8 protein-coding genes and 1 pseudogene are annotated in these 13,442 nt (G+C 71.4%); 6 read left to right on the forward strand and 3 right to left on the reverse strand.

Features of this window, described 5'->3' with window-relative positions:
• The first annotated feature begins 43 nt into the window (after positions 1–43).
• The gene (rsmI, locus tag FNH21_RS11835; protein WP_152815967.1) at positions 44–835 is read left to right on the forward strand and encodes a 16S rRNA (cytidine(1402)-2'-O)-methyltransferase; all 792 of its coding nucleotides are present in this window, start codon (positions 44–46) and stop codon (positions 833–835) included.
• Between the two features lie 134 nt (positions 836–969).
• Positions 970–2,451: an NAD-dependent succinate-semialdehyde dehydrogenase gene (locus tag FNH21_RS11840; RefSeq protein WP_152815773.1), complete on the forward strand. Its 1,482-nt coding sequence runs from the start codon at positions 970–972 to the stop codon at positions 2,449–2,451.
• A 120-nt stretch (positions 2,452–2,571) separates the two neighbouring features.
• On the opposite strand, the gene FNH21_RS11845 is transcribed toward FNH21_RS11840, so the two are convergent.
• From FNH21_RS11845 to FNH21_RS11855, 3 genes are read right to left on the reverse strand one after another with little or no spacing between them, the layout of a single operon-like run.
• Complete coding sequence (locus tag FNH21_RS11845; protein ID WP_152815777.1) at positions 2,572–5,019, reverse strand: transglutaminase TgpA family protein; 2,448 nt, start codon at positions 5,017–5,019, stop codon at positions 2,572–2,574.
• Positions 5,016–6,536: a DUF58 domain-containing protein gene (locus FNH21_RS11850; protein WP_152815780.1), complete on the reverse strand. Its 1,521-nt coding sequence runs from the start codon at positions 6,534–6,536 to the stop codon at positions 5,016–5,018. The genes FNH21_RS11845 and FNH21_RS11850 overlap by 4 nt, the downstream gene beginning before the upstream one ends.
• A gap of 48 nt (positions 6,537–6,584) precedes the next feature.
• The gene (locus tag FNH21_RS11855) at positions 6,585–7,610 is read right to left on the reverse strand and encodes an AAA family ATPase (RefSeq protein WP_152815782.1); all 1,026 of its coding nucleotides are present in this window, start codon (positions 7,608–7,610) and stop codon (positions 6,585–6,587) included.
• Positions 7,611–7,795: 185 nt separating this feature from the next.
• On the opposite strand from FNH21_RS11855, the gene FNH21_RS11860 reads away from it, so the two are divergent.
• The 4 genes and pseudogenes from FNH21_RS11860 to FNH21_RS11875 all read left to right on the forward strand — a co-directional run bounded on the left by FNH21_RS11860 (position 7,796) and on the right by FNH21_RS11875 (position 13,188).
• Positions 7,796–8,761, forward strand: coding sequence for a TatD family hydrolase (locus tag FNH21_RS11860; RefSeq protein WP_152815784.1), 966 nt, complete (start codon positions 7,796–7,798; stop codon positions 8,759–8,761).
• Between the two features lie 434 nt (positions 8,762–9,195).
• Positions 9,196–10,104 (forward strand): annotated as a pseudogene (gene rsmA, locus FNH21_RS11865) (16S rRNA (adenine(1518)-N(6)/adenine(1519)-N(6))-dimethyltransferase RsmA); the annotation flags it as partial.
• 227 nt (positions 10,105–10,331) lie between these two features.
• Positions 10,332–11,312 (forward strand): 4-(cytidine 5'-diphospho)-2-C-methyl-D-erythritol kinase, encoded by a 981-nt coding sequence (locus tag FNH21_RS11870; RefSeq protein ID WP_241743209.1) that lies wholly within the window; start codon positions 10,332–10,334, stop codon positions 11,310–11,312.
• Between the two features lie 55 nt (positions 11,313–11,367).
• On the forward strand, positions 11,368–13,188 hold the full coding sequence (locus FNH21_RS11875; RefSeq protein ID WP_152815786.1) for an ABC-F family ATP-binding cassette domain-containing protein: 1,821 nt from the start codon (positions 11,368–11,370) through the stop codon (positions 13,186–13,188).
• The last annotated feature ends 254 nt before the right edge of the window (positions 13,189–13,442 follow it).

Consider the following 13,442-nt stretch of genomic DNA (forward strand, 5'->3'; position numbering starts at 1 on the left):
CGGCCGCGGCCGGATCGTGCTGGCCGCGACCCCCATCGGCAACATGGGCGATGCCACGGAGCGCCTGATCGGCCTGCTCCACAGTGCCGATGTCGTCGCCGCCGAGGACACGCGCCGCCTCCACCGGCTCGTCCAGGCGCTCGGTGTGACCGTGACCGGGCGCGTCATCAGCTACCACGAGCACAACGAGGCCGAGCGCACCCCGGAGCTGCTGGACCTCGTGCGCGACGGCGCCACCCTCCTCATGGTCACGGACGCGGGCATGCCCTCCGTCTCCGATCCGGGCTACCGGCTCGTCGAGGCCGCCGTCGCGGAGGGACTGGACCTGACGGCCGTGCCCGGAGCCAGCGCCGTGCTGGCGGCGCTCGCGCTGTCCGGTCTGCCGACGGACCGGTTCTGCTTCGAGGGCTTCCTCCCGCGGAAGCCGGGTGTGCGCGCGGGCCGGCTGGCCGATCTCGCAAGTGAGCGCCGCACCATGGTCTTCTTCGAGGCACCCCACCGGCTCGAACCCATGCTGCGATCCCTGCAGCAGGCCTTCGGATCGGACCGTCGGGCCGCCGTCGCGAGAGAGCTCACCAAGGTGCACGAGCAGGTGGTGCGCGGTCCGCTCCTGGAACTGCTGCAGTGGGCCCAAGCCGGTGAGGTACGCGGGGAGGTCGCCGTCGTCGTGTCCGGCGCTCCCGAGACGGCGCCCACCAGGCCCGAGGACCACGTGGGCAGTGTGAACGCGCTGATCCAGGGCGGGATGCGGCTGAAGGACGCGGTGGCCGCCGTGGCCGCGAACGGACAGGTGAGCAAGCGGGAGCTGTACGCCGCCGTGATCGCCGCACGCTGAGCTCTGTGCACTCGTCCAAAGGAAGTGCCCCAACGGGGTGCAGTCTCCACTGGACACCCCTCCGACGCCAGGTCTAGCGTGAGCGGGCATGCCCCTCGTGGCATGCCCGCCCACCGTCGCGAAGGAGAACCAGCATGGCCGTCACCGCCGACCAGGAGAAGGCAGTACTCGACAAGGTGCCCACGGGGCTCTTCATCGGCGGACAGTGGCGGGACTCCTCGTCCGGGGCCACGTTCGACGTGGAGGACCCGGCGACCGGCAGGACGCTCCTGACGCTGGCCGACGCCACGCCGGAGGACGGCATGGCTGCGCTCGACGCCGCCGTCGCAGCACAGGCCGGGTGGGCACGCACGGCACCCCGTGAGCGCGGCGAGATCCTGCGGCGGGCCTTCGACCTCGTGACCGCGAGGGCGGACGAGTTCGCCCTGCTCATGACACTCGAGATGGGCAAGCCGCTGGCCGAGGCACGCGGTGAGGTGACCTACGGCGCGGAGTTCCTGCGCTGGTTCTCCGAGGAGGCCGTGCGCGCCAGCGGCCGCTACTCGATGGCACCGGACGGCAGGTCGCGCCTGCTGGTCAGCAAGAAGCCGGTGGGCCCATGCCTGCTGATCACCCCCTGGAACTTCCCGCTGGCCATGGCCACGCGCAAGATCTCCCCGGCCATCGCCGCCGGCTGCACCATGGTGCTCAAGCCCGCCAACCTCACGCCGCTGACGTCCTCGCTCTTCGCGACGGTACTGCAGGAAGCCGGGCTCCCGGACGGGGTGCTCAACATCGTGAACACCACCACGGCGGGTGACGTCACCGGGCCGCTCATCGAGGACCCGCGCCTGCGCAAGCTCTCCTTCACCGGGTCCACGCCCGTGGGACGGAGCCTGCTGGCTGCCGCGTCGAAGAACGTGCTCCGGACCTCCATGGAGCTCGGCGGCAACGCCCCGTTCCTGGTGTTCGAGGACGCCGACCTCGACGCCGCGGTGAACGGCGCCATGCTCGCCAAGCTCCGCAACATGGGGGAGGCGTGCACGGCGGCCAACCGCTTCATCGTCCACGAGTCCGTCGCGGACCGCTTCGCCGGGGCGCTGGCCGCGCGCATGGGGGCCGTGACCCCTGCCCGTGGCACGGAGGACGGCTCGACCCTCGGCCCCCTGATCGACCGCAAGAGTCGCGACAAGGTGCACGAGCTCGTGTCCTCCGCCGTCGGCGACGGGGCGACGGCGGTCACCGGGGGCAGCCCGATCACCGGTGACGGCTACTTCTACGAGGCCACCGTCCTCACCAACGTGTCCCGCTCCTCGCGCATCCTGAAGGAGGAGATCTTCGGGCCGGTGGCGCCGATCGTCACCTTCAGCACCGAGGACGAGGCCGTGGAACTGGCGAACGACACCGAATACGGCCTCGTGGCCTACGTGTTCACGAAGGACCTCAACCGCGGACTGCGCATCGGCGAGCGGCTCGACACCGGCATGATGGGCCTCAACGCGGGGGTCGTCTCCAATGCCGCGGCTCCCTTCGGCGGCGTCAAGCAGTCCGGGCTCGGCCGTGAGGGCGGCGCAGAGGGCATCGAGGAGTACCTGTACACCCAGTACGTGGGCATCGCGGACCCGTACGCGTCCTGATCCCGCGTCCTCGGGAGCGTCAGGAGGCCGGCACCCCGAGCGGGGTGCCGGCATCCGTCGTCGGGCCCGATTCCACCCGTCCTTCTCGGCCGGCGATGCGCTGCCGGCGGGCCGGCCGGGCTACCCGCGGCGCGAGCCGGACCGGAAGCGGTTCATCAGTGACTGCGGGAACAGCCGGGCCTTGACCCTCGTGGACCACGGGCTCCCACGTCGCAGCGCACGGGTGACGATATCGACGTCGTCCCAGCGCGCTGCGGAGGGCCGTGCGAGGGTGGCGGAGCCACCGCCGCGAACCGCGCCGCTCCCGCCGCCCGGCCGGACCGGTGGGATCGCACCGTCCGCCGGGATCCGCGCGGCGTACTCCTCGTGCTCGTAGGCGTTCCTGAGCCGGGCCAGCGATTGCGCGGGCTCACCGGCGAGATCCGCCTCGTGGGCCAGGCGGGCTGCGAAGGTGCGCGGGGTGTCGGTCTCGTCCAGCGGGTGTCCGTAGTCGCCGGCGATGTCCGTCGTCTCGGCCCAGGCCGCGGTCGCGGCACCGTCGACGGCGGCCGACACGTCCGCGACGGCGACGGTCCGGCGCCGAGACCGGGTCCTGGCCGTGCGCAGCAGCAGGGGGACGAGGGCGAGCAGGGCGATCCCGCCGAGAGCGGCGGCACCCGCGCCCGGCGACGCCTCGTTCTGCGGTCCGGCACCCTGGCCGCCCGCCGCAGCATCCGAGGCCTCCGCCGACGCGTCGGCCTCTGCTCCGACCCGGGAAAGGCTTCCCGGGTTCAGGGCGTCGGAGTCGTCGGCGCGCGGTCCCACCGGCGAGAAGGCCTGCTGCGCATACGTCGGCACCACGCCGCGGGACGGCGTCGGTTCGAACTGGACCCACCCGACCCCCTCGAAGTACAGCTCGGGCCAGGCGTGCGCGTTGCGCGAGTCGACGACGAACTCGTTGAGCTCGGTGCCGTCGGGACCCTCCTCGCTGTCACCGGTCGGGCTTCCCGGCGTGTAGCCGACGGCCACCCTGCTGGGGATGCCGGCGGCCCGGGCCATCACGGCCATGGTCCCCGCGTAGTGCACGCAGTACCCCGACTTCGATTCGAGGAAGCGGGCCATGACGTCCATGCCGCTGCCGTCGTACCCGCCCTCCACAGGGGCCTCGACCGAGTAGGTGAACTCCGGTCCCCGCAGGTAGTTCTGGATGGCCATCGCCTTGTCGTAGGGGTTCACGTAGTCGCCGGTGATCTCCTCGGTGCTGGTGCGGACGATCTCCGGGGTGTCGTCGGGCAGCTCGGTGAAGATCGCGGGGACGGACTCGCTGTCGGACGGCCCGATCGACCCCAACCCCTCCCGCGTGAGTGACGCGGAGCGGGTCTCCACCAGGTATTCCTGCCGGGCCGTCGACCCGCCGTCGGTCGCGAGGATGGACAGGTTCGCCGGATCCCAGGCCCAGCTGCCCGCGAGGTTCGTTACACCGACGGGCGCGTACGGGGACAGCAACCAGGGGCTCGCATAGCTCTGCGTCGTGATGCGCGTGAACGTCTGCTCGGCCTCGGCGTCCGCAGCCGGTGCTCCCGTCTCCACGCCGATCTCCTCGACACCTGCCTCTCGTTCACCCCTCCGCTCGTCCGGCTCCCAGCGGCGTCCGCTGAAGTCCTCGAGCGTGACCGCCCGCAGGTAGACGGGGGTGTCCGAGTTGGTGGAATAGGCGATGCGCCCGAAGCCCGTCGGGTTCCTGAGGTCGTTGCCGAGGGTGACGGCGGGATTGAGCCCCGTGGCATTGCCCCACAGGTTCAGGCGCGCGCCCTGCGGGAAGGCTCCCGAGGTGAAGCCGGGCACGAACATCGGCAGGACCACGGCAGCGGCCAGGGCTGCGGCCCCGATCATCGCGCTGCGCCCGGCGAAACCCGAGGACGCACGCGCCCCGCCCGATGCGAGCCGGTTCTCCCTCCACTGCGCGACGGCGAGGAGGAGCAGGAACGCGAGGACCGTGGTGATGAAGGCGAACATGCCGACACCGGTCGGCTTCACGACGGCCGGCGAGATCATGACCGTGATCAGGGCCAGGCCGCTGGCGGCGGGCATGCGCAGGGTGGTCGAGAAGAGGTCGACGACGATGGCGATGAGTCCGAGCGCGGCGCAGACGATGAGGAAGATCCCTGCGCTCGGCAGAACGGGAGCCACCTGGGACACCACCGTCTCCTCGGCCTGGGCGAGCAGGCGCTGCAACTCCAACGAGGTGCCCGGCCCGGGCACCACCCCGAGGATGCTCTGGCGGGGGAAGAACTGGGCGGTCAGGGCGCCGATGAGGGCAAGAACCCCCACGAGTGCCGTGATCATGCTGCCGAGGCGGAGCGCCCGCGTGGCGGCCATCGCCACCAGGACCGGGACGAGGGTGCCTACCACGGGCGCGAGCCACGTCCAGGGTTCGACGACACCGTTGAGGCTCGTGGCGGCCGCGAGCACCGCGAGGAGGCAGGCACCCGTCACGGCCCAGTGCCACGGATCGGCCGACGGCGACGGTCGGGGGACGGTCGGCGCGGCCTCGAGGGCCGTCGCGGGGCGGGAGAGAGTCGAGGTCATGCTGGGCCCCTGGAGGTGTCGCGTGCGGGTCGGTGCTGGTCGGACGGGCGGCCGGCGCCTGAGACGGCGCCTCCGCGGGCGGATGCAGGGCCGGTCGGCTGCTCGAGGCCGGCCCAGACGGTGGGGAGGGACGCTACGGGTGACGCCGCGGTCGCATGCCAACCGGCATCGCGCAGGAGCTCGATCTGCTTCCGGGAGTCGACGGGGCGTTCGGTCGCGATGATCGCGTACGACGCGGAACTGCCGTCGGCCGCAGAAGCGAGCGCTCTGGCTTCCTCGGTCGTCAGGACTCCGACGACGGCGATGAGGGGGCCGCGGTGCCGCGTCGCGGCGAGCTTGTCGAGGAGGTCGTCGCCGTATGCCGTGTGCTGGGCGGTCTGGGCAGCTTCCGCCGTCGAGCGCCGGATGCGTCGTGCCGCCACCCGCGCGGCCTCGCCGGCCCGCACCACGCTGCTGCCGGTGTTGTCCTCCGCCGAGGACCGCCGCCCGGCCTCCGGTGCGAGTTCCAGGGCGGCCAGGCCCTCGGCGATGCCGGCGACCGCGCCCTGGCCGTGGTGCTCCTCGTCGGACGGGAACGGTGCGGAGGCGGAGTGCAGCAGCGCAGGCGCCCCGTGGTGGTCGAGGAAGCGCAGCGCGTAGTTGCGCTCGAGGAGGTGCGCACTGATGGACATGACTGCGGTGACCGCCCACTCGAACGTCGGCGACGTCGACAGGCCCGTGCCGTCCCCGCTGCCGAAGGCGGCACTGAACCCCGTGGCGAAAGCGTGGTGCCGCTGGTCCATCAGCAGGGTTGCCTGCGGTGTGGTCACGGACTCCTCCTGCCGGACCATCAGTTCGCTGTGGCGGGCGGTGGCAGCCCAGTGCACCCTTCGCATCGAGTCGCCGTGCCTGTATTCACGCGTCATGACGTCGTCATCGCTGGGGTTGGCCTGCCGCCTGGTCGCGGCCATGCCGTCACTGCCCCGCGAGCCGGACAGCGCGGTGCCGAGCAGGTCCACCGGAGCGGGCGTGACGACGAGCGGATCGCTCCCGCCGAGGACGTGGCGCGAGGTGCACAGTCCGAACGGGTCCGTGAATTCGGCCGTCACGGGTCCGATCCCATACACCCCCCGGGAGGCCGATCTGAGCCGGTACTCGTAGAGGGACACGCCGTCGCGCGTGGGATTGCGTGACGGATAGGTGAAGTGCGGCGCCTGCCCGAAGCGGGCCGGGAGTTGCTCCTCCATGGCGACCGTCGCACCGCCGGCCACCGAGGCGGTCAGCGAGAGGGTCACGGTCGTCGTCGCCCCGATCTCCATGGACTGCGGCTGGAAGCGTCGCGCCACGGTGAAACGCGGCTTGACGATCCGGAGCACGATCAGCGAGGCCAGGGGCAGGGCGAGCAGCAGTACACCCACGTACAGGAGGTCACGCCGGCCCAGGATCTGTGCCGCCAGCAGCGAGACGATCGCCGTGAGGACGAAACCCCAGCCGCGCACGGTCAGGGTGCGCGAGGGCAGCTTGTCGAGGAGGGCCATGGGAGATCCGCCGGACCTAGGCGGGGACCGTGTCGTGGCTCGGACGCGTCATCGCCGCTGCACCTCGCGGGCCACGGGGACGCGCGCGAGGACGTCGGCGACGATGGTGGATGCCGTATCGCCGGCACTCGTGGCCTTGCGGTCGAGCAGGAGGCGGTGGGCGAGGACGGCGTCGGCGATCGCGGCGATGTCGTCGGGCAGGACGAAGTCGCGCCCTTCGAGGGCTGCGCCCGCCTTCGCGGCGCGGAGGAGCTGGAGCAGGGAGCGCGGGCTGGCGCCGAGCCGCAGCCGGGGGTGCTCGCGCGTCGCGCGGCCGATCGAGACGGTGTAGTCCTTGACCGCGGGCGAGACGTAGACGCCGCGCACCTGGCGCATCATGCCCGCGATGTCCGCGACGCTCGCCACCGGCCTGATCGCCTCGAGGGGCGAGACGGACTGGTGGGTCTCGAGCATGTCCGCCTCCGCCCGCGCATCGGGGTAGCCCATGGAGATACGCGCCATGAAACGGTCCCGCTGAGCCTCGGGCAGGGGGTAGGTGCCCTCCATCTCTATCGGGTTCTGCGTGGCGACCACCATGAACGGCGCCCCGAGCGGGTGCGTGTGGCCGTCGACCGTCACCTGATGCTCCTCCATGCACTCGAGCAGGGAGGACTGCGTCTTGGCGGACGCCCTGTTGATCTCGTCGCCGATGACGATGTTCGCGAACACGGGTCCACGCCGGAACTCGAAGCGCCGCGAGTCCTGGTTGAAGATCGAGACGCCCGTGACGTCGGACGGCAGCAGGTCGGGGGTGAACTGGATCCGGTTCACGGTGCAGTCGATCGTCCGCGCCAGGGTCTTCGCCAGCATGGTCTTGCCCACCCCCGGGACGTCCTCGAGGAGCAGATGGCCCTGTGCCAGCAGGACCGTCAGTGCCAGCCGCGCCGCTTCGGGCTTGCCGTCGATCACGGTGTCGATCGCGTCGAGGATGCGGGAGCTGATTTCGTGGAATCCTGCTCCCGGGACGTCCGGAACGTCCAGGGCCACCGATCGTGGAGCGTCGGCGACCTCGGCGATGTTGTGCTGGACGTCCATGGGTACCTTCCACGCGAGAGCCCGCACCGGGGACCGTCGGCCGGGCGGCCGGGATCGACGACACAGGGAACGGCCGCGACCGGTCCGGCGCGGGGCAGGACAGACCGGGCTGATGGATTTAACAGATTACTAGCTCAACTTGTCCCCGGGGAGATAAGTTCCGCGCGCTGGCTAGGCTTGAAGGTATGTGTGACAGTGCGAACGCGGCCGGCCACGGCCTGACCGTCGGCGAGACCCCACCCGCCTATCGGGAGCCGGAGGAAGCCGACGCGTCCAGCTCCGACGAGTCCGCAGGGGAGGTCCGACGGCGACGGAAGGGTGGCTTCCCACCCCTGCCGGAGCCGCTCGCGGTGCCGGTGATCGACAACCACACGCACTTCGATGTCCGGGACGGCGCCGTCCTGGTCCCGATCGGCGAGGCGCTCGACGCGGCCCAGGCGGCCGGGGTCCGCGGGGCGGTCCAGGTGGGGACCGATCTGGAGTCCTCGCGGTTCACGGCCGCCGTCGTCGAGCAGGATCCTCGCCTGCTCGGCGCGGTGGCGCTGCATCCCAACGACGCCCCGCTCCTCGCCGAGGGGGGAACGCTCGACGACGCCCTGTCGGAGATCGAGCAGCTTGCGACGGGTGGCAGGATCCGGGCCCTCGGTGAGACCGGCCTCGACTACTTCCGGACCGGGCAGGAGGGACGCGGGAGCCAGCTGACGTCCTTCCGCGCCCACATCGACATCGCCAAGCGCCTGGGCAAGGCGCTGCAGATCCATGACCGGGAGGCACACGACGACGTCGTCGCCACCCTGCTGTCCGATGGAGCACCCGAGCGCGTGGTGCTGCACTGCTTCTCGGGCGATGCCGCCCTGGCCCGTACCTGTAACGAGCAGGGCTGGTTCATGTCCTTCGCAGGCACCGTCACCTTCAAGAACGCCGCGAACCTGCGGGAGGCCCTGCTCGTCGCGGATCCGGGGCTCGTCCTGGTGGAGACGGATGCTCCGTTCCTGACACCGCATCCCCACCGCGGCCGTCCGAACGCGAGCTACGTCATGCCGAACACCGTGCGGGCGATGGCGGAGGTCGTCGGCTCCGACGTGGACGCCCTGTGCTCCCGGCTCACCGCCAACACCGAAGCGGTGTACGGGAGGTGGGATGCTCCGTGACTGCCACGCTGCTCCGAGCCCGGCCGACGGGTCGCATCACGCCGGAGAAGCCGATGGATGAGCGACGTAAGTAGCCCGATCCGGCGATCCGAGTAGCACCCTGCGGAAGGCGGGTGGGTGGCACTCGTGCCACGCCGCACACGCGCTCCGTAGCCTCGTTGCAGGGACTCCCGCCCGCCTGTGGCAGCACGCCGGCCGGCGGGGATCCCCTCGCCGCCCTTCTTCTGAGACCGGAAGGGCCGGCGCACACGGTGGCCTCCCTTCCCAGCGAGGAGGCCGCCCCCGAGCGGGTCGGCGGCGCCGGGCACCCTCCTGAGACCAGGGTTCCCATCAGGCGTCGCCGACTCCCTCCACCGGATCTCCGCTCACCCACCCTCGACCGTCCGAAGCGGCACCCGCCGCCCGGATCCTGGTACCGGCGGGTGCCGAGGCGGATGACCTCGGCCCGCCGGGCCGTCCGCCGGGCCGGATACGATGGCGGGGTGACTTCGACCCCTGCCGCGGGCCAGCCCGCGCCCCTCCTCGGCGCCGCCGACATCCGCCGACTGGCAGCAGAGGTGGACATCCGCCCCACCAAGACTCTCGGCCAGAACTTCGTGATCGACGGCAACACGATCCGCAGGATCGTCACGGCGGCCCGTCTCGCTCCGGACGAGACGGTGCTCGAGGTGGGGCCGGGGCTCGGATCCCTGACCCTGGGCCTGCTCGACGCCGCAGAACGGGTCGTCGCCGTCGAGATCGATCCGGTGCTGGCAGGCAAGCTCCCCGGGACGATCGCGCAGTGGCGGCCGGACCGCACGGCGGCGCTCGACGTCGTCCTCGAGGACGCCCTGCGTGTCACGGTACTGCCGCACGCGCCGACCGCACTGGTCGCCAACCTGCCCTACAACGTGGCCGTCCCCGTGGTCCTCAACCTCCTCGCGCGCTTCCCCACGCTCCGGCACGGCCTCGTGATGGTGCAGGACGAGGTGGCCGACCGGCTGGCCGCCCCGCCGGGGTCGAAGGTGTACGGCGTGCCCTCGGTCAAGGCGGCGTGGTACTCCAGCATGACGAAGGCGGGGGTGATCGGGATGAACGTCTTCTGGCCGGCGCCGAAGATCGCCTCCGGCCTCGTCCGGTTCACGCGGCGCGAGCCCCCGGTCACGACGGCGAGCCGGGAGCAGGTCTTCGCGGTCATCGACGCGGCGTTCGCGCAGCGGCGCAAGACGCTCCGGGCGGCGCTCGCCGGCTGGGCGGGGTCCCCGGCGCTGGCCGAGCAGGCCCTCCGCGCCGCGGGCGTGGACCCCACCGCGCGGGGCGAGGTGCTCGACATCACCGCTTTCGCGCGCATCGCCGAGGCCAAGGCCGATGCCGGAGCCGGAGCCGGAGCCGGAGCCGGAGCCGATGTGGACGCTGCGTCGACCGTGCCGGCCACGGCCGCTGCAGCCGGTAGCCCGGATACCCCGGATACCCCGGATACCCCGGATACCCCGGATACCCCGCGAAGGGCGGCCCGGCCGGGTCCGTCCACCGAGCCGGGCCCACCAGGGGCGTCCGCTGCCGGCTGACGCCGTCAGCTAGGTTGGTGGACATGGTCTCGGACAGAACTCTCGACATGCGCACGGACTTCGCCCGTGCGCGCTCCGTCCGGGTGAAGGCCCCTGGCAAGATCAACGTCTCGCTCAAGGTGGGCCCGCCCCGGGAGGACGGCTACCACGGCATCGCGAGCGTGTTCCTCGCCGTCTCCCTCTACGAGGAGGTGCTGGCGACCGAGACGCCGGGTCACGGCATCAGTGTCACCGTCAATGGGCAGGGCACGCTGAATCTGCCGGCGGCGAGCATCCCGCTGGATCGCAGTAACCTCGCCGTGCGCGCGGCCGAACTGCTGGCCGAGGTCAGCCCCGGCCACACCGGGGTGCAGCTGGACATCACCAAGCGCGTGCCGATCGCCGGCGGAATGGGCGGCGGATCGGCCGATGCCGCCGCGGCCCTGCTTGCCTGCGACGCCCTGTGGGGCAGCGGATTCTCCCGGGACGAGCTTGCGAAGATCGCCGTGGACCTCGGGGCGGACGTGCCGTTCGCCCTGGTCGGTGGCACCGCCGTCGGCCTCGGGGTGGGGGACCAGCTCACGCCGGCCATCTCCAAGACGCCGCTGCACTGGGTCCTCGTCACCTCCGACTACGGGCTCTCCACGCCGGAGGTCTACCGGACTCTCGACGCGATCCGGCTGCGCGACGGCGTGGAGCCCGACCCCCGGCCCGGCATCGATCCCGCGATCCTCGGCGCCATGCGGGCCGGGGACGCGCTGGGCCTGGCGCCCCTGCTGCACAACGACCTCCAGCAGGCGGCGCTCGAACTCGCCCCCGCCCTGGGAGATATCCTTGAGACCGGCAGGACCGCCGGAGCACTGGCCGGGATCGTGTCAGGATCCGGGCCCACCATCGCCTTCCTCACCCAGAGCTCGGGTCACGCAGCCGAGCTCGAGGTGCTCCTCGCATCGGAGGGGCTGCAGGCGACGTCGGTCCACGGTCCGGCCCACGGGGCCCGCATCTCGCAGGACCCCCAGGGCTGACCTGGGCCACCCCCATATCAGCGCACCACACCGCTCAACCGAAAGCAGCATCTTCTTGGCACACCTCCTCGGCGCGGAATCCCTCAGCGTCGCCTTCGTCACCCGCACCATCCTCGACACCGTGTCCCTCGGGCTCGAGGACGGCGACCGTATCGGCATGGTGGGGCGCAACGGTGACGGCAAGTCCACGCTCATGCGCCTCCTCGCCCAGCGGAGCGCGCCAGATTCCGGTCGCGTCACCAAGCGGCGGGACGTGTCCGTCGGCTACCTCGACCAGTCGGACGTGCTCGACGGCGACCTCGAGGTGGGTCGCGCGATCGTGGGCGACCAGGCGGACCACGAGTGGGCCTCCAATCCGAAGATCCGGGATGTCATGGGCGGTCTCGTCTCGGAGGTCGACTGGCACGCCCGCGTCTCCTCCCTGTCCGGCGGGCAGAAGCGCCGCGTGGCGCTCGCGAAGCTCCTCATCGGCGACGACGACGTCATCATGCTCGACGAGCCCACCAACCACCTCGACGTCGAGGGCGTGGCCTGGCTCGCGAAGCACCTGAAGCAGCGGTGGCGCCCCACCGAGGGCGGGCTCCTCGTCGTGACCCACGACCGCTGGTTCCTCGACGAGATCTGCAACCACACGTGGGAGGTGCACGACGCCGTCGTCGACGACTTCGACGGGGGATACGCCGCCTACGTCCTCGCCCGGGCCGAACGTGACCGCATGGCGTCCGTCGTCGAGTCCAAGCGCGTGCAGCTGGTCAAGAAGGAACTGGCCTGGCTGCGGCGCGGCGCCCCGGCCCGCACAGCCAAGCCGAAGTTCCGGATCGAGGCGGCGAACGAACTGATCGCGGACGTCCCCGAGCCGCGCGACTCCCTGGCCCTGAGCAAGATGGCCATGTCCCGGCTCGGCAAGGACGTGCTGGATCTCGAGGACGTGAGCCTCGCGATCACCGACGGCGAAGGCCGGGACCGGACGCTGTTCGACCGGATCACCCTGCGCCTGGCACCGGGGCAGCGGCTCGGGCTCGTGGGCGTCAACGGTTCGGGCAAGACCACCCTGCTGCGCCTGCTCAACGGCGAACTGCAGCCGACGGCGGGCAAGGTCAAGAAGGGCAAGACCGTCCAGACCGCGGTGCTGTCGCAGGAGGTCCGCGAGCTCGACGACGTGAACGACCTGCGGGTCATCGAGGTCATCGAGTCGGAGAAGCGCGTGTTCGCCGTCGGGGGCAAGGAGGTCTCGGCGAGCCAGCTCGTGGAGCAGCTCGGCTTCACCAACGAGAAGCAGTGGACGCGGGTGAGCGAGCTGTCCGGCGGCGAGCGCCGTCGCCTGCAGCTGCTGCGCCTGCTCGTCGGCGAACCGAACGTCCTCATGCTCGACGAACCGACGAACGACCTCGACACCGACACCCTCTCCGCCATCGAGGACGTCCTCGACGGCTGGCCGGGCACCCTCGTGGTGGTCTCCCACGACCGCTACCTGCTCGAGCGCGTGACCGACTCCCAGATGGCGCTGCTCGGCGACGGGCGCCTGCGCGACCTCCCCGGCGGGGTCGACCAGTACCTCGACCTGCGGAACGCCGCGGGCCCCATGACCGCCACCGGCAGCGCCGCCTCCCCGGCCGTCAGCGGTGGATCGGCAGGGGCGTCCTCCGAAGCGGATCTCCGGCAGGCCCGCAAGGACCTCGCACGGATCGAACGGCAGATCTCCAAGGTCGACGCCCAGAAGGGCAAGCTGCAGGCACAGATGGAGGAGGCCGGGGCGAAGTCCGACGCCGACTTCGGGGTGATCGCGGGCCTCAACACGCGCCTGCAGGAGCTTCAGGCCGAGATCGAGGATCTGGAAGGCCAGTGGATGGAAGCCGCCGAGGTCCTGGGGGAGTAGGCAGGCCTCTCGTTGCCCGTCCGGGACGTTTCCACCGGATGGGCACCGCGTTAACTTCGTGTGACGCATCACGCCGCCCGGCCGGGACCTGAGTAGTCGGCCCCACGTACCCGGCCCGCAGGAGCCACGGGCTCCGGCGTCACCTGCCGTCCTCGGGACGGAGAACCCTCACGATGGTGAAGGCGCAGGTCAGAGGCTGTGCAGGCGAGCCCTGTCCTCTGCACGGGATCCCCTTGATGTCTGCGTGCCCTCCG

Origin of the sequence: Arthrobacter bussei (genome assembly GCF_009377195.2) — a bacterium.
Classification (GTDB): domain Bacteria; phylum Actinomycetota; class Actinomycetes; order Actinomycetales; family Micrococcaceae; genus Arthrobacter_D; species Arthrobacter_D bussei.

Coding starts and splice junctions, on each gene's coding strand:
- rsmI (WP_152815967.1), top strand. CDS start 44: ATGGGCGATGCCACGGAGCGCCTGATCGGCCTGCTCCACAGTGCCGAT.
- FNH21_RS11840 (WP_152815773.1), top strand. CDS start 970: ATGGCCGTCACCGCCGACCAGGAGAAGGCAGTACTCGACAAGGTGCCC.
- FNH21_RS11845 (WP_152815777.1), bottom strand. CDS start 5,019: ATGACCTCGACTCTCTCCCGCCCCGCGACGGCCCTCGAGGCCGCGCCG.
- FNH21_RS11850 (WP_152815780.1), bottom strand. CDS start 6,536: ATGGCCCTCCTCGACAAGCTGCCCTCGCGCACCCTGACCGTGCGCGGC.
- FNH21_RS11855 (WP_152815782.1), bottom strand. CDS start 7,610: ATGGACGTCCAGCACAACATCGCCGAGGTCGCCGACGCTCCACGATCG.
- FNH21_RS11860 (WP_152815784.1), top strand. CDS start 7,796: ATGTGTGACAGTGCGAACGCGGCCGGCCACGGCCTGACCGTCGGCGAG.
- FNH21_RS11870 (WP_241743209.1), top strand. CDS start 10,332: ATGGTCTCGGACAGAACTCTCGACATGCGCACGGACTTCGCCCGTGCG.